Origin of the sequence: Pseudomonas sp. TH34, from assembly GCF_016650865.1 — a bacterium.
Classification (GTDB): Bacteria; Pseudomonadota; Gammaproteobacteria; order Pseudomonadales; family Pseudomonadaceae; genus Aquipseudomonas; species Aquipseudomonas yamanorum.
The window spans coordinates 173,985-190,890 of sequence record NZ_JAEKFB010000034.1; the positions used below are offsets into that span (position 1 = coordinate 173,985).

The window sequence follows — 16,906 nt, forward strand, 5'->3', positions numbered from 1 at the left end:
CGATAGTACCTAAAGCTCGCCCTTCCCAAGCCGATAGCCCTTCGAAGCTCTAACAAAGCCGCGTCGCACAATAAACGCTTCGTAAGGACGACCCCATGCCCTCATTGCGCTCTATCCAAACTCGCTACACCCTGTTTCTGGTGCTGTTCGTCCTGTTGTTATTCGTATTGACGGTCGTGGGCATCGGACAGTTGGTGGCCCCCAAGCTGCGCCACACCGAAGAACAGGTGGCCCTCAATCGCATTGCCGAAGTGGCCGAGCAGATCCAGGGCGAACTGAACAAGGTCCAGGCCCAGCAACGCAGCATCACCCAAACCATCCCGCTGCTGGACAGCGACGCCATCGACAAGGTGCTACCCGGCCTGGTGGACCAGTACGGCGAATTGAAAGTGTTTGGCGGCGGCATCTGGCCCCTGCCCAACCAACGCACCCCGGGACGCAACAAGCACAGCACCTTCTGGCACCGTGATGCCTCGGGCAAGCTGGCGGTCAATACGTTCTGGAACAGCGACGCGGCCCCGAACTACTACGACCAGAGCTGGTACAAAGGCGGCCTCGCGTCGCCGCGCGGCCAATGTGCCTGGGCCGCGGCCTACAAGGATGACGCCAGTCAGGAACCGCGCACCAACTGTGCCATGGCCATCCAGCGCGACGGCGCGGCTTACGGCGTCGCCACCATCGACGTGACCCTGGGCTTCTTCAACGACCTGGTGGCCAGCAAGGAAAAAGACCTTGGCGCGCAAATGCTGATCGTCGAAGGCGACGGCAAGATCATCAGCAACAGCACGCGCATCAGCGGCCCGGTGGTGTTGAAAAATATCAGCGAACTGGCCGGCACCTCGGCGTTTGCCGCCCAGGTCAGCGCCGGCCTGGCCCATCGCGACCAATCCCTGCAGCGCAGTGAGTTCGACAACCAGGGCGTGGCCAGCACCTTCTTCATGCGCCCGATCGAGGGCACCCCGTGGTTCCTCGCGACTGCGCTGCCGACTTCGCTGATCACCGCCCAACGTGATGATGTGCTGGGCACCCTGGCGATGCTGCAAATCCCGATGATTCTGCTGCTGGTGCTGCTGCAGGTGTATGCCATCCGCCAACTGGTACACCGGATGACTGCGCTGAAAACCAATATCGACGCGCTGTCCAACGGCGACGCCGACCTGACCCGGCGCATCACCATCCGCGCCGAGGACGAACTGGGCGCGATTGGCCATTCGGTGAACCGCTTTATCGTCTACCTGCAAAACATGATCGGCGAAGTGACCCTGGCCACCGGCGCCATGTCGTCGAGCCTGGCGCAGTTGCAGCAGACCTCGGCCCAGACCAACCAGATCCTGGTGCGCCATGCCTCGGAAACCGACCAGACCGTCACCGCCATCACCGAAATGAGCTCCACCGCCGATACCGTGGCCGAGAACGCCGCCGAAACTGCGGCGTTCACCCAGCGCGCCAACGAACATGCCGACCGTTCGCGGGTGGTGGTCGGGGAAGCGTCCCGCAGTGTCAGCGCGCTGATCGGCGAAGTTTCCAGCGCCACCCACACCGTCGAAAATATGCGCCAGGATGCCGCGCGCATCACCGAAACCCTCGGCGTGATCGGCGCCATCGCCGGCCAGACCAACCTGCTGGCACTCAATGCGGCCATCGAAGCCGCCCGGGCTGGCGAACAGGGCCGGGGGTTTGCGGTGGTAGCCGACGAAGTCCGCGCCCTCGCCGCCCGTACCCAGGCCAGCACCTCGCAGATCAACGAAATGCTCGCTCGCCTGACTACCGGCGTGAGTTCTTCGGTGACCGCCATGGAAGCCACCCAGGCCAGCTGCCAGTCTGCGGCCGACGCCACGGCCCGGGTGAACACGGGGCTGGACGAGATGGCCGGCTCCGTCAGCCATATCAACAACCTCAGTACCCAGATCGCTACTGCGGCTGAACAGCAAAGCGCGGTGACCGAGGAAATCAACCGCAGCATGGTGCACATCCGCCATATGGTCGAAGAACTGGTGCAAAGCGGCCACGCCACGGAACACAACACCCAGAGCCTGCTGGATGCCAATGGCCGGGTTATTGCATTGATGGGACGCTTCAAGGTGCGTTAAAAAAATAGCCTGAAAGCTCCCGTGCAATGCGCGGGAGCCCGACTATTCTGACAGTTCGCTCCGCCACACAGGAGGTGTGTCATGCACGCAGTTGAGCACCCGATCCGTCTGGAGCGGATCAGTCAGGAACGCTATATCCAGGCCCCTATCGAAACCGTTTACGACTATGTCACCCAACCGGATCGCTGGCATGAATGGCATCCGACATCCCTGGGCGCCGACACCGGCACCACGGGCTCATTGCCCACTGGCCACCGTTTTACCGAGACCATCGACTTGCTGGGTGTGCAGGTACCCATGAGCTATCGCGTGCAGATTGCGCTGCGACCGCGGGAATTCAAGACTGCCTTTACTTCGCTGGCGGTCGACGGATGCATCCATTATTTCTTGCAGGCCCAAGGCAGTGGCACCTTGTTTACCCGGATCCTCACCTATGAAACCGAACTGCAACTGACCACCCTGCATGCGCGCATGATTGCGCTTTCCAACCAGGCCCTTGACCAACTCAAGCAGCGCCTGGAATCCCCGTCTACCTGACAAATCCGTCATCTCCCTCTCAGCTTTCCGACAGCACCAGGCGGTTATTCTGGTGCTGTCGGTGCTTCGTAAAACTTCGTAACACTCCGCAAGAAACCTTTTGTAAAAAGCAGGGAGAATGCCCGGCTGTTGCCCTTTATCTGACGAGATGACGATGAAAACCACCTTGCGACTGGCCGCGCTGTCGGCCCTGCTCATGAGTACCCTGGCCCAGGCCGCCGAGCTGATCCCGATTGATGTGCACCGCGATGCCAATTGCGGTTGCTGCAAGAAGTGGATTGCCCACCTGGAAAGCAACGGGTTCAAGGTCAATGACCATGTGGAAGCTAACATGAGCGAGGTCAAGCAACGCCTTGGCGTGGCACCGCGCCTTGCGTCGTGCCATACCGGCGTGATCGACGGCAAATTCGTCGAAGGCCATGTGCCTGCCGATCAGGTACTGGCCCTGCGCAAGCGCGACGACTTGCTGGGCATTGCTGCACCGGGCATGCCGTTGGGCTCGCCGGGCATGGAAATGGACGGCAGCAGCGATGCCTACCAGGTCATCGGCCTGACTCGCGATGGCAAAGACGTGGTAGTGGCTGACTATCCGGCACGCTGATTGATGCTTGCCGGTTATCTGGGACTGTTTTTCGCCGCCTTCGGCGCCGCCACGCTGTTGCCGATGCAATCAGAGGCGGTGCTGGTGGGGCTGTTGATCAGCGGGCATTACAGCCTGTGGCTGCTGCTCGGAGTTGCAACGGTTGGCAACGTATTGGGCTCAGTGGTGAATTGGCTGCTAGGCCGCTCGGTGGAGCGGTTCAAGGAGCGGCGCTGGTTTCCGGTGAGTCCGAAGCATCTGGAAAAGGCCCGTACCCACTATCAACGCTGGGGCCATTGGTCATTGTTGCTCAGTTGGGTGCCCATCATTGGTGACCCCCTGACCCTGGTGGCCGGGGTCATGCGCGAGCCGTTCTGGCGTTTCCTGCTGCTGGTGACCCTCGCCAAAGGGGCGCGCTACGGGGTATTGGCCATGCTCACCCTGCACTGGATTTAATCTCCCGTTAATCCCCTCGCCACAGCATCCGGGCACTGTTCCCGGAGCCTGTACCCATGTCCAAAATCCGCTCACTCTGCGTCGCCAGCCTGCTGCTCGGCAGCGCACTTCCCGCTTTTGCCGCCACCGAGGGCCCGACCTACGGACCCGAACTGCAAGGTTTCAAATACCCTTACCCGGTGGAACACTTCACCTTCCAGTCCCAGGGTAAATCCCTGCAGATGGGCTACATGGATGTGCCGGCCAAAGGCAAGGCCAACGGGCGCAGCATCGTGCTGATGCACGGCAAGAACTTCTGTGGCGCCACCTGGGAAGAGTCGATCAAGACGCTGAGCGACGCCGGCTACCGGGTGATCGCTCCCGACCAGATCGGTTTCTGCACCTCCAGCAAGCCGGACAATTACCAGTACAGCTTCCAGCAACTGGCGATCAATACCCACCAACTCCTGGAAAAACTCGGCATTCAGAAGGCCACCCTCCTCGGCCATTCCACCGGCGGCATGCTTGCGACGCGCTACGCCCTGCTCTATCCGCAGCAAACCGAACAGCTGGCACTGGTGAACCCTATCGGCCTGGAAGACTGGAAAGCCATTGGCGTGCCCTATCGCAGTGTTGACCAATGGTACGAGCGCGAGTTGAAACTGACCGCCGACGGCATCCGCCAGTACGAACTCGACACCTACTATGTTGGCCGCTGGAAGCCTGAATACGACCGCTGGGTCGATATGCTCGCCGGCATGAATAAAGGGCCCGGCCACACCCAGGTAGCATGGAACTCGGCGCTGATTTACGACATGATCTTCACCCAGCCGGTGTACTACGAGTTCAAGGACCTGCAGATGCCCACCCTGTTGCTGATCGGCACTTCCGACAATACCGCCATTGGCAAAGACCTGGCGCCACCGGCGGTCAAGGCGAAGATCGGCAACTATGCGGTGTTGGGCAAACAAGTGGCCAAGCTGATTCCCCACGCCACCCTGGTGGAATTCCCGGGCCTGGGCCACGCACCGCAAATGGAAGAACCGGCACAGTTTCACAAGGCGCTGTTGCAAGGGCTGAACGCCCTTTAATCCAACCTTTTCGAGGCACGCGTGCATGTCGGTACAGATCGCAGTGATTGATGATTGGCAGAATGTGGCCAGTGGCGTAGTGGACTGGTCAGTCCTGGCGTCGGTCGGCCAGGTGCACTTCCTCCACGACTACCCGGCGGACACTGCCACGCTGATCGAACGCTTGCAGGGCTTCGAGGTGATTTGCGTGATGCGCGAGCGCACCACTTTCGATCAGGCCCTCCTGCAAGGTTTGCCCAAGCTGAAGTTGCTGGTGACCGGCGGCATGCGCAACGCCGCCATCGACATTCCAGCGGCCAAGGCCTTGGGCATTCAAGTCTGCGGCACCGACAGTTACAAGCATGCCGCCCCGGAACTGACCTGGGCGCTGATCATGGCCTCCACCCGCAACCTGCTGGCCGAAGCCAACTCCCTGCGCGCCGGGGGTTGGCAGGTGGGCCTGGGCGGCGACCTGCACGGCAAGACCCTGGGGATTCTCGGACTGGGCAGCATTGGCCAGAAGGTCGCCAAATTTGGCCAGGCCTTCGGCATGCGTGTGATTGCCTGGAGCGAGAACCTGACGCCGGAACGCGCCGCCGAATCCGGCGTGACCTGGGTCAGCAAACGCGAGCTGTTTGAACAGGCGGACGTATTGTCGATTCACCTGGTACTCAGCGATCGCAGCCGCGGGCTGGTAGACGCCGAGGCGTTGGGCTGGATGAAACCTACAGCGCATCTGGTGAACACCGCCCGCGGGCCGATTGTCGATGAAGCGGCTTTGATCGATGCGCTGGCCAGTGGCCGCCTGGCAGGCGCGGCACTGGACGTGTACGCCCAGGAGCCGCTGCCGGCCGAACACCCGTTCCGCCGTCTGCCCAACGTCTTGGCCACGCCTCATGTGGGGTACGTCAGCGAGCAGAACTACCGCCAGTTCTACCAGCAAATGATCGAAGACATCCAAGCGTGGGCCAAAGGAGTGCCCCTTCGCGCACTAAGCTAGTGCACACATTTCACTTCCCACTCCCCCCGTAGCAGCTGTCGAGCCCCAGCGAGGCTGCGTCGGGCGCACTGCCGATCTTGAACCGGAGCGCGCCCGACGCAGCCTCGCTGGGGCTCGACAGCTGCTACGACGTTCATGAAAAAAATTTGTCCTACAAAAATACCCCACAGACCCCACAGGCTCTAGGATCTGTCCTAGACTCATGACCGATGGGTCCGATCCAAAACAAAAACCCCGCAAAAAATCGAAACTTTCCAACTCTGCCACAGGTCAGGTTTAAGGTAAGGCGAGCGCTGACGGTTCACACCGAACGCCCGCCCATCCACTCTATTTAAGACTCCAGCACAACTGGCATAAGCCTTGCCAGTCTGTGTAGCGCTTGTGCGCCTGGCCGCAGGATGCGGTCAACCTTCGCTGATTGCCATATGCCATCAGCCGACCAAAACACGGGAGAGAACCATGATCAGTGCCGCTGTAGATACTCAGGGAGAGCGTTTTAGTCAGCCGGTTGGCGGGCCGACCTCTTTGGTTGACCTTCCCAACGCGGTGCGGCCAGTACCACGTGTCAATCCCAATCGCAAAAAAGTGCTGTTTGTCACGTCCGAAATTGCCGATCTGGTGAAAACCGGTGGCCTGGGCGACGTGTCCGCTGCCTTGCCCCGCGCCATGGCGCACCTGCACGATGTGCGCGTGCTGATCCCCGGCTACCCGCAGGTGCTGGACAGCGACAACCCCATCCATATCATCGGTGAGCTGGGCGGCCACGCTGCATTGCCGCCGTGCAAGATCGGGCGCATGGACCTCAAGGATGGCCTGGTCATCTACGTGCTGATCTGCCCCGAGCTTTACGAGCGCGAAGGCACGCCCTACGGCGCCAACAACGGCCGAGACTGGCCCGACAACCATATCCGCTTCGCCCGCCTGGGCCTGGCCGCCGCCGATATTGCCGCCAACCTGGCGCAAATCCACTGGTGTCCGGACCTGGTGCACGCCCATGACTGGCCCGCCGGCCTGGCCCCGGCCTATATGCACTGGCGCGGGTCACGCACCCCGACGTTGTTCACCATTCATAACCTGGCCTACCAAGGTGTGGTCAGCCTGGCCTCGTGCCCGGAATTGGGGATTCCCGAACATGCCTTGCAACAGGAAGGCATGGAATTCTACGGCAAGTTGTCTTTCCTGAAGGCCGGCATGGCGTATTCCAGCCACATCACCACGGTCAGCGCCACGTACGCCCAGGAAATCACCACCCCCGAATTCGGCTGCGGTCTGGATGGCTTCCTCGCCAGCAAGACCCAGCAAGGCTTGCTCAGCGGTATTCCCAACGGCATTGATGAAAGCTGGGAATCGTCCACCGACCCGCACCTGACTCACCCTTTCAACATCGGTGACTGGGAAGGCAAGGCACAGAACGCCGCCCATGTACGCAACCTGTTCGGCCTCGATGACTCTACCGGCCCGCTGTTCGCCGTGGTGTCGCGCCTGGTCTATCAGAAAGGTCTGGACCTGACCGAAGCAGTCTCCAGTTTTATTGTCGAAAACGGCGGCCAGATCGCGATCATTGGTCGTGGCGAGCCGGAAGAAGAGCAAGCCATGCGTGCCCTGGCCTTGCGCTTTCCCGGCCAGATCGGCGTGCGCATTGGCTTCAACGAAACCGATGCCCGACGCATGTTCGCCGGCAGCGACTTCCTGTTGATGCCGTCCCGCTACGAACCCTGCGGCCTGAGCCAGATGTACGCCCAGCGTTTCGGCTCGTTGCCGGTCGCCCGCAACACCGGCGGCCTGGCCGACACCATCGAGAATGGCGTAACCGGCTTCCTGTTCAACGAATCCACTGTCGAAAGCTACAAAGCGGCCCTGAGCCGCGCGTTCAAGGTTTTCGCCTTCCCAGGCTTGCTCAACGCCATGCGTTGCCGGGCCATGGCCGCACCGTTCAACTGGTGCCAGGCAGTGGAACCCTATGCCGAACTTTATGAGCAACTGGTAGCGAAAGCGCTGGGAAGATCGGGGAAACAGTAAAAAAGAGGTCTTCATAGATGCCGTCAAGGACTCTGGAAACCTGGCCCCACGGCGCGATCATGCTGGATGCGGAACACACCCGTTTCGCCTTGTGGGCGCCAGACGCGTTTTATGTCAGCGTTGAATTTGAAGAAGGTAAATCGGTCGCGATGCTGCCCCAGGCCGATGGCTGGTTTGTGGTGCAGCTGCAATGTCCACCGGGGACACGCTACCGCTACAACATCGACGGCGAACAGGACGTTCCCGACCCGGCTTCCCGGGCACAGGCCACGGACGTTCACGGCTTCAGCGTGGTGGTCGACCCGCTGGCCTATCAGTGGCGCCAAAGCCACTGGCAAGGCCGGCCCTGGCACGAAGCGGTGATCTACGAGTTGCACGTGGGCGTACTGGGGGGCTACGCCGAGGTCGAGAAACAACTGCCGCGCCTCGCGGAACTGGGCTTCACCGCCATCGAGCTGATGCCCATCGCGCAGTTCCCCGGCGAACGTAACTGGGGCTACGACGGTGTCCTGCCCTACGCCCCTCAATCCTCCTACGGTTCGCCCGAGCAACTGAAACAGTTGATCGACAGCGCTCACCACTATGGCCTCGCGGTGATCCTTGATGTGGTCTACAACCACTTCGGCCCCGACGGCAACTACCTCGGCACCTACGCCAAAGGCTTCTTTCGCGAAGACGTGCACACGCCCTGGGGCGCCGGCATCGACTTTGACCGCCGGGAAGTCCGGGATTTCTTCATCGACAACGCCCTGATGTGGCTGCTGGAATACCGCTTCGACGGCCTGCGCCTGGACGCCGTGCACGCCATCAACGATCCCGAATTTCTTGAGGAGCTGGCGCAAAAAGTACGCCAGCAAGTCGACACCGGCCGCCATGTGTGGCTGGTGCTGGAAAACGAATTCAACCAGGCCAGCCTGCTGGAGCGCGGTTTCGATGCGCAGTGGAACGATGACGGCCACAACGCCCTGCACGTGCTGCTCACCGGCGAAACCGACGCCTACTACACCGACTTCGCCGAAGACCCTACCGGCAAACTGGCCCGTTGCCTGAGTGAAGGCTTTATCTACCAGGGCCACACCACGCGCCATGGCCACGCACGCGGCGAGCCCAGCGGCCACCTGCCGCCCAGCGCCTTTGTGCTGTTCCTGCAGAACCACGACCAGATCGGCAACCGCGCCCTGGGCGAACGCCTGCATCAACTCTGTTCGCCCCAGGCCCTGAGTGCCGCGACGACCTTGTTGCTGATGTCGCCGATGATCCCGTTGGTGTTCATGGGCGATGAAGTCAACGCCGAGGAGCCGTTCCTGTTCTTCACCGATCACCACGGCGAACTGGCCGAGGCGGTACGCGAAGGCCGGCGCAATGAGTTTGCCGACTTTGCCTCGTTCAGCGACCCCGAGCGTCGCAAACGAATTCCCGACCCCAACGCCCTGCAAACCTTCCGCCGCTCGGCGCCCACCCTCGCCGATTGCGGCGACTCGCAGCTCTACCGCCAGCTACTGAGCCTGCGCCACCAACATATCCTGCCGCACCTGCCCGGCAGCATCGCCTTGGGTGCGCAAGTGCTGGCGGCGGGCGCAGTCACGGCGCGTTGGCGGCTGGGCAATGGCAGCCTGTTGCAGATCGACCTCAACCTGAGCGCCGATTCTCTGAACTACCCGGCCGCCGAGCACCTCCTATTTGTGACGCAGGCCAGCGGGACCGAACAATTGGCCCCCTTCAGTGCCCGCGTCAGCCTCACCCATTCCCCTGTTGGAGAGCACCCTTGAGCGACGCGCAATTGGAAATACTCGCCAGCCGAGCGGGCCTGGCCGTCGATTGGATCGACGCGAATGGCCGCCCGCAACATGTCAAAGCCGACGCCCTGCGCGCCGTGCTCAAAGGCCTGGGCCACCCGGCCGACACCGATGCCGAGATCGAAGCCAGCCTGCAAGACCTGGAGCGCGTGCAACAAGACAAGCACCTGCCGCCGCTGATGACCGTCGACAGCGGCGCGGGTCTGGACCTGGCGCGCTACTTCGCCCCCGGCACGCCGTGCCAGATTCACCTCGAAGACGACAGCGTGCTGAACCTGAGCCTGGACGATGACGCGGTGTTGCCCGGATCGATCCCCGTGGGCTACCAACAAGTGCACATCGCCGATCAGCATTTCACCCTGGCCGTGGCACCGACCCATTGCTACACCGTCGCTGAAGCGGTCGACACCGAAACCGCCCGCGCCTGGGGCCTGAGCGCCCAACTGTATTCCCTGCGACGCAGCGGCGACGGCGGCTTTGGCGACACTCAGGCGCTGGAGCAACTGGCCCGCTCTGCCGCCGAACGCGGTGCCGATGCCCTGGCCATCAGCCCGATGCACGCCATGTTCAGCGCCGACACCGAGCGCTTCAGCCCGTACTCCCCGTCCAGTCGCCTGTTCCTCAACAGCCTGTACGCCTCCCCGGCTGCATCCTCGGTGAGCGCGCGGTGCAAATCGCCATCGAAGCCAGCGGCCTGGCCGACGAGCTGAATGACCTGGAACAACAAAGCCTGATCGACTGGCCATCTGCCGCCAAAACCAAGCAGCGTTTGTTGCGCACCCTGTATGAGGACTTCCGTCAGGGCGACCACCCGCAACACGCCGACTTCCTGAGCTTCCGCCAGGCCGGCGGTGAAGCCCTGGAAAATCACTGCCGCTTTGAAGCGGTACAAGCCAAACGTGCGGCCGATGGCGAAAGCCTCGACTGGCGTCACTGGCCCGAGGACTGGCAGAGCCCGCAAAGCCCGGCGCTGGTGCAGTTTGCCGAAGCCAATCGGGATGAAATCGGCTTCTACGCTTTCAGCCAATGGTTGATCGCCCGTTGCCTTGAACGCGCGCAACAAGCGGCCCGCGGTAGCGGCATGGGCGTGGGTTTGATCGCCGACCTGGCCGTGGGCGCCGACGGCGGCGGCAGCCAGGCCTGGAGCCGTCAGGATGAACTGCTGGCAGAACTGACCGTAGGTGCCCCACCCGACATTCTCAACCGCGCTGGCCAGGGCTGGGGCATTTCCGCGTTCTCTCCCGAAGGCCTGAAACGCAATGGCTTTCGCGCGTTCATCGAAATGCTGCGGGCCAATTTCGCCCATGCCGGCGGCTTGCGCATCGACCATGTGATGGGCCTGCAACGCTTGTGGGTGATCCCGATGGATGCCTCGCCGCGTGAAGGGGCGTACCTGTATTACCCGGTGGACGACATGCTGCGCTTATTGGCACTGGAGTCGAGCCGCCATCAGGCGATCGTCCTCGGTGAAGACCTCGGCACCGTGCCCGACGGCCTGCGGGAAAAACTCATCGCCCGCTCGATCCTTGGCATGCGCGTGCTGCTGTTCGAGCAAGACCACGACGGCCAGTTCAAGCCGATTCTGGATTGGCTGGACAACGCACTGGCCACCACCAGCACCCACGATCTGCCGACCCTCAACGGCTGGTGGCACAGCCGCGACATCGACTGGAATATCCAGCTGGGCCTGATCGATGCCCCCACCGTCGAACAATGGAGCGAGCACCGCCTGCGGGAACGTCAGGCGTTGCGCCAGGCCTTGAGCCAGGACCCGCAGAACTTCACCGACGAAGTGCGCAACGAAACCGACCACGTCATCGACGCCAGCGTGCGCTACCTGGGCCACACCCGTGCGCCTTTGGTGTTGCTGCCGCTGGAGGACGCGCTGGGGGTTGAAGAGCAATCCAACCTGCCCGGCACCACCGACACCCATCCGAATTGGCGCCGTCGCCTGGCGGGCGATGCAGCCACCCTGCTCGATGATGAAAACGCCGCCCGCCGCCTTGAACTGCTGGCCGTGGCGCGCATCCAGGCCCACGAGCGTGACCGATGAAGCCATTGACGCTACGGGCCACCCAGCGCCTGCAATTTCATAAGGGCTTCACCCTCGACGACGCCGTGCCCCTGGTGCCGTACTTCGCCGAGCTGGGCATCAGCCATCTCTATGCGTCACCGCTGCTGAGCGCCCGTGCCGACTCCATGCACGGCTATGACGTGGTCGATCCCACCACCGTCAATCCCGAACTGGGCGGCGAACCGGCGCTGCGCCGGCTGGTAGCAGCGCTGCGCGAGCATGACATGGGGCTGATCCTCGATATCGTCTCCAACCATATGGCCGTCGGCGGCGCCGATAACCGGTGGTGGCTGGACCTGCTGGAATGGGGCCGCCTGAGTCCCTACAGCGAGTTCTTCGACATTCAATGGCACTCGCCAGACCCGCTGCTCAAGGGCCAATTGCTGATGCCGTTCCTCGGCAGCGACTACGGCGAAGCCCTGCAAACCGGTGCCCTGCCCCTGCGTTTCGACCCGCAACACGGCAGCTTCTATGTCGAGCATTACGAACATCGCTTCCCGATCTGCCCAAGAGATTATGGCGAATTGCTGCCGATCAAGACGTTGGCTGACCGTTTCAGCGGCCTGGCCTACCAGCCAGACGCCTACCTCCAGGCCGTCGCGCTGAAACAGGAGCTGGTCGAGGCTGCCCGCGATCCGAAAACCCTCGAGGCCATCGAAGACAATCTCAACCTCTACGACGCGCGCCAGCCCGAAGGGTTTGCCCGCCTGCACCACCTGCTGGAACAACAAAGCTACCGCCTCGCCAGCTGGCGCACGGCGGCGGACGATATCAATTGGCGGCGGTTCTTCGACGTCAACGAGCTGGGTGGCCTGCGGGTTGAGCGCAGCGCGGTGTTCGAGGCGACCCACGGCAAGATCTTCCAGTTGATCAGCGAAGGCCTGATCGATGGTCTGCGTATCGACCATATCGACGGCCTCGCCGACCCGCGCGGTTACTGCCGCAAACTGCGCCGCCGGGTGGACTCCCTGGCCGGTGGGCGGCACTTGCCGATCTTCGTCGAGAAGATCCTCGGCGAAGGCGAAACCCTGCGCGAAGATTGGCAAGTGGACGGCACCACCGGCTACGAATTCATGAACCAGCTGTCGTTGCTGCAACACGACCCCGATGGCTTCGAGCCCCTGGCCGAGTTGTGGACGCGCCACACCGAACGCCCGTCGTCGTTTATCGAAGAAGCCTGGCTGGCCCGCCAGCAGATCCTCAATGGCTCCCTGGCCGGCGACTTTGAAAGCGTGGCCCGGGCCCTGCTGCAAGTGGCCCGGGACGATGTGATGAGCCGCGACCTGACCCTGGGTGCGATCCGCCGCGCGTTGCAGGAACTGATCGTGCACTTCCCGGTGTACCGCACCTACATCAGCGCCCGGGGCCGCAGCGAACTGGATGACGTGTTTTTCCTGCAAGCCCTGGCCGGTGCCCGCAGTACCTTGAGCGAAGGCGACTGGCCGGTGCTCGACTACCTGGAAAAATGGCTCGGCGGCCAACCCTGGCGCGACCGCCCCTTGGGCCGCGAACGCAAGATGCTCAAGCACGCCTGCGTGCGCTTCCAGCAACTGACCTCGCCGGCAGCGGCCAAGGCCGTGGAAGACACCGCGTTCTATCGCTCGGGCGTCTTGCTGTCGCGCAATGACGTGGGCTTCAGCACCGAACAGTTCAGCGCACCGCTGGAAGACTTCCACGCAGTGAATCAACAACGCCTGCGCACCTTCCCCGACAACCTGCTGGCCACCGCCACCCACGACCACAAGCGCGGCGAAGATACCCGCGCGCGCCTGGCCGTGCTCAGCGAGGCCGCCGACTGGTATGTCGAGCAAGTGGAGCAATGGCGCCCCCTCGCCGCCCGCCTGCGCAGCGATGCCAGCACCCCCTCAGCCGGTGACGAGTTGATCCTCTATCAGGTACTGCTGGGCAGTTGGCCCCTGGACCTGCATCGCGATGATGCCGAAGGCCTGGCGGACTATCACCAGCGCCTCTGGCAGTGGCAACAAAAGGCCCTGCGCGAAGCCAAGCTGCAGAGCAGCTGGAGTGCGCCCAACGAGCTGTATGAACAAGGGGTCGAAGCGTTCCTGTCACGGCTGCTGCTGGAAGATTCCGGCAAGGCCTTGCGCGACGCCATCGGCGAAGCCGCCCAGGCCATCGCCCCCGCAGGCGCCCTCAACGGGCTGGCGCAATCCTTGCTTCGCCTCACCGTGCCGGGAGTGCCGGATCTGTATCAGGGCGATGAGTTCTGGGACTTCACTCTGGTAGACCCTGATAACCGCCGGCCGGTGGACTATCACGCTCGCCAACAGGGGCTGCACACGCCGCCGGACATCGGCGAGCTGATGTTCAACTGGCATGACGGGCGTATAAAACAGGCGTTGATCAGCCAGGTCCTGGGGTTGCGCAAGGTGCATCCGCAACTGTTTCGCCAGGGCACCTACGAGCCTCTGGAAGTGGTGGGCGAACATGCCGAACGGGTGGTCGCTTTCTACCGGGAATACCAGGGCCAACAGCTGCTGGTGGTGGTGCCACGCTGGCCTCACCGGCTGCTTGAAAACGGTGTGTATCCCCTGGTCAACGCGCAGATTTGGGGCGATACCCGGGTCCGATTACCGTTCGCCGCTTCAACCCGAAATTGGAAGGGACTTTTCCGAACAGGCGCAGTCACACCAAACAAGGAGCTCATGATCAGCGCTGCCCTGGGGGACTTCCCGGTCAATGTCTTTATCAATCCTGATGATCAAGAAAGCTGAAATTTTCTGTGAGGAGCATTGCGATGAGTACTGAAGACAAACGCATACGCGAACTGGCGCATCAGATCTGGGAGTCGGAAGGTAAACCCCACGGCGAGGACGCGCGACACTGGGAGATGGCGCGCAAACTGGCGGAAGCCGAAGCGTTGACGCCATCCAAAGCGCCAAAGGCCGCCGCCAAGGCCAAGCCTAAACCCAAGCCGCCAGCGCCAGCGCCCAAGCCGGCCGCCAAGCCAAGCGCTGCGCCAGCAGCGAAGAAACCTGCGGCGAAGAAGCCAAAGGCACCCTGACCCGAAGATCCTCCTGCGCGTGCGACCGCACCGCAGGAGGCCATCCAACCACCGATTTCTCTCCGGCTTCACGCCGGCAAGGCCCCGTTCGGCCCGGAAAAACCCTTTTGCAGGAGCATCTCAATGAGCAAACCCAACAAGCCCAACTCGACGCCGGAAAACGAGCCGTCGCGGATTCGTGAAGGTTTGCCCTTCCCCCTCGGCGCGACCTGGGACGGTCTGGGGGTCAACTTTGCGCTGTTCTCGGCCAACGCCACCAAAGTCGAACTGTGCATCTTCGACGACAGCGGCGAAGTCGAGCTGGAGCGCATCGAACTGCCGGAGTACACCGACGAGACCTTCCACGGCTACCTGCCCGACGCCCACCCGGGGCTGATCTACGGCTACCGCGTGTACGGTCCTTATGACCCGGCCAATGGTCATCGCTTCAACCACAACAAATTGCTGATCGACCCCTACGCTAAACAGCTGGTGGGCGAACTCAAATGGTCCGAAGCCCTGTTTGGCTACACCATCGGACATCCGGACGCCGACCTCAGTTTCGACGAACGCGACAGCGCGCCCTTCGTGCCCAAGTGCAAAGTCATCGACCCGGCCCACACCTGGGGCAACGACCAGCCGGTGCGCACGCCGTGGGACCGCACGATCATTTATGAAACCCACTTGCGCGGCATCACCATGCGCCACCCTTCGGTGCCTGAAGAAGTGCGCGGTACCTGCGCCGGGCTGATGGTTGACGATGTGCTCAAGCACATTCGCCAGTTGGGTGTGTCGTCGGTGGAACTGCTGCCGGTGCACGCCTTCGTCAACGACCAGCACCTGCTGCAAAAAGGCATGACCAACTACTGGGGCTACAACAGCATTGCGTTCTTTGCCCCGGACCCGCGCTACCTGGCCAGCGGCAAGATCGCCGAGTTCAAGGAGATGGTTGCGCACCTACATGAAGCCAAGCTGGAAGTGATTCTGGACGTGGTCTACAACCACACCGCCGAAGGCAACGAGCAAGGCCCGACGCTGTCCATGCGCGGCATCGACAACGCCTCGTACTACCGTCTGATGCCCGATGACAAGCGCTTCTACATCAACGATTCCGGCACCGGCAACACCCTCGACCTGAGCCACCCGTGTGTGCTGCAGATGGTCACCGACTCGTTGCGCTACTGGGCCACCGAGATGCACGTCGATGGTTTCCGCTTCGACCTGGCAACCATCCTTGGCCGCTACCGCGACGGTTTCGACGAGCGCCACAGTTTCCTCGTGGCCTGCCGCCAGGACCCGGTGCTGCGCCAGGTGAAAATGATTGCCGAGCCGTGGGACTGTGGCCCCGGCGGCTATCAGGTCGGCGGCTTCCCGCCGGGCTGGGTGGAATGGAACGACCGTTTCCGCGACACCGTCCGTTCGTTCTGGAAAGGCGACGACGGCCAACTGGCGGACTTCGCCGGGCGCATGACAGCCTCGGGCGAGATGTTCAACCAGCGGGGTCGCCGGCCATACAGCTCGGTGAACTTCATCACCGCCCACGACGGTTTCACCCTGCACGACTTAGTGTCCTACAACGACAAGCACAACGAGGCCAACGACGAGAACAACCAGGACGGCAGCAACAACAACCTGTCGTGGAACCACGGTGTCGAAGGCCCCACCGACGACCCGGAAATCAACGCGCTGCGCCTGCGCCAGATGCGTAACTTCTTCGCCACGTTGCTGTTGGCCCAGGGCACCCCGATGCTGGTGGCCGGTGACGAGTTCGCCCGCACCCAGCACGGCAATAACAACGCCTATTGCCAGGACAGCGAGATCGGCTGGATCAACTGGGAACTGGATGAAGACGGCAAGGCCCTGCTCAAGTTCGTCAAGCGCCTGATCAAGCTGCGCCTGGCGTACCCGATCCTGCGTCGCGGACGCTTCCTGGTGGGCGACTACAACGAAGACATCGGCGTCAAGGACGTCACCTGGCTCGCGCCGAGCGGTGATGAAATGACCATCGAACAATGGCAGGACAGCCACGGCCGCTGCCTCGGCATGTTGATGGATGGCCGCGCCCAAGAAACCGGGATTCGCCGCCCAGGCGCCGATGCCACGTTGTTGCTGGTGGTCAACGCGCACCACGACATGGTTAATTTCCGCCTGCCACCGGTGCCGGATGGCGGCTTCTGGACGTGCATGCTCGACACCAACCAGCCAGCGGTGCGGGGCCAGGAGCGCTTCGATTTCGATCACGAATACGCCGTCACCGGGCGTTCGCTGCTGCTGTTTGAATTGCAGCATGAGGACGAGGTGTGA

General features: G+C 62.4%; 11 protein-coding genes and 1 pseudogene. All 12 read left to right on the plus strand.

Annotation, left to right across the window (positions count from 1 at the left end; genetic code table 11):
• Positions 1 to 95 precede the first annotated feature (95 nt).
• The 12 genes and pseudogenes from JFU58_RS29225 to glgX all read left to right on the plus strand — a co-directional run bounded on the left by JFU58_RS29225 (position 96) and on the right by glgX (position 16,906).
• Entirely contained in the window at positions 96 to 2,090 is a 1,995-nt protein-coding gene (locus JFU58_RS29225) for a methyl-accepting chemotaxis protein (protein WP_063030701.1), read from the plus strand.
• An 81-nt stretch (positions 2,091 to 2,171) separates the two neighbouring features.
• Positions 2,172 to 2,627 (plus strand): SRPBCC family protein, encoded by a 456-nt coding sequence (locus JFU58_RS29230; RefSeq protein WP_063030703.1) that lies wholly within the window; start codon positions 2,172 to 2,174, stop codon positions 2,625 to 2,627.
• A gap of 154 nt (positions 2,628 to 2,781) precedes the next feature.
• Positions 2,782 to 3,228: a DUF411 domain-containing protein gene (locus JFU58_RS29235; protein ID WP_093210056.1), complete on the plus strand. Its 447-nt coding sequence runs from the start codon at positions 2,782 to 2,784 to the stop codon at positions 3,226 to 3,228.
• Between the two features lie 3 nt (positions 3,229 to 3,231).
• Positions 3,232 to 3,663 carry a YqaA family protein gene (locus JFU58_RS29240; RefSeq protein WP_063030705.1) on the plus strand — a complete coding sequence of 144 codons (432 nt, stop codon included), beginning with the start codon at positions 3,232 to 3,234 and terminating at the stop codon, positions 3,661 to 3,663.
• A gap of 56 nt (positions 3,664 to 3,719) precedes the next feature.
• Positions 3,720 to 4,733, plus strand: coding sequence for an alpha/beta hydrolase (locus JFU58_RS29245; RefSeq protein WP_093197467.1), 1,014 nt, complete (start codon positions 3,720 to 3,722; stop codon positions 4,731 to 4,733).
• Positions 4,734 to 4,758: 25 nt separating this feature from the next.
• Positions 4,759 to 5,712 carry a D-2-hydroxyacid dehydrogenase family protein gene (locus tag JFU58_RS29250; RefSeq protein WP_201142951.1) on the plus strand — a complete coding sequence of 318 codons (954 nt, stop codon included), beginning with the start codon at positions 4,759 to 4,761 and terminating at the stop codon, positions 5,710 to 5,712.
• A 459-nt stretch (positions 5,713 to 6,171) separates the two neighbouring features.
• Complete coding sequence (glgA, locus tag JFU58_RS29255; protein WP_063030711.1) at positions 6,172 to 7,731, plus strand: glycogen synthase GlgA; 1,560 nt, start codon at positions 6,172 to 6,174, stop codon at positions 7,729 to 7,731.
• Between the two features lie 17 nt (positions 7,732 to 7,748).
• Positions 7,749 to 9,500, plus strand: a complete 1,752-nt coding sequence (gene treZ, locus JFU58_RS29260; protein WP_201142952.1) for a malto-oligosyltrehalose trehalohydrolase — start codon at positions 7,749 to 7,751, stop codon at positions 9,498 to 9,500.
• Positions 9,497 to 11,580, plus strand: a pseudogene (gene malQ / locus JFU58_RS29265) (4-alpha-glucanotransferase). Before treZ ends, malQ begins: the two are co-directional and overlap by 4 nt.
• Positions 11,577 to 14,333: a malto-oligosyltrehalose synthase gene (locus tag JFU58_RS29270; protein WP_201142953.1), complete on the plus strand. Its 2,757-nt coding sequence runs from the start codon at positions 11,577 to 11,579 to the stop codon at positions 14,331 to 14,333. Before malQ ends, JFU58_RS29270 begins: the two are co-directional and overlap by 4 nt.
• A gap of 23 nt (positions 14,334 to 14,356) precedes the next feature.
• The gene (locus tag JFU58_RS29275; protein WP_063030715.1) at positions 14,357 to 14,623 is read left to right on the plus strand and encodes a DUF2934 domain-containing protein; all 267 of its coding nucleotides are present in this window, start codon (positions 14,357 to 14,359) and stop codon (positions 14,621 to 14,623) included.
• A gap of 123 nt (positions 14,624 to 14,746) precedes the next feature.
• Complete coding sequence (gene glgX / locus JFU58_RS29280; protein WP_003207536.1) at positions 14,747 to 16,906, plus strand: glycogen debranching protein GlgX; 2,160 nt, start codon at positions 14,747 to 14,749, stop codon at positions 16,904 to 16,906.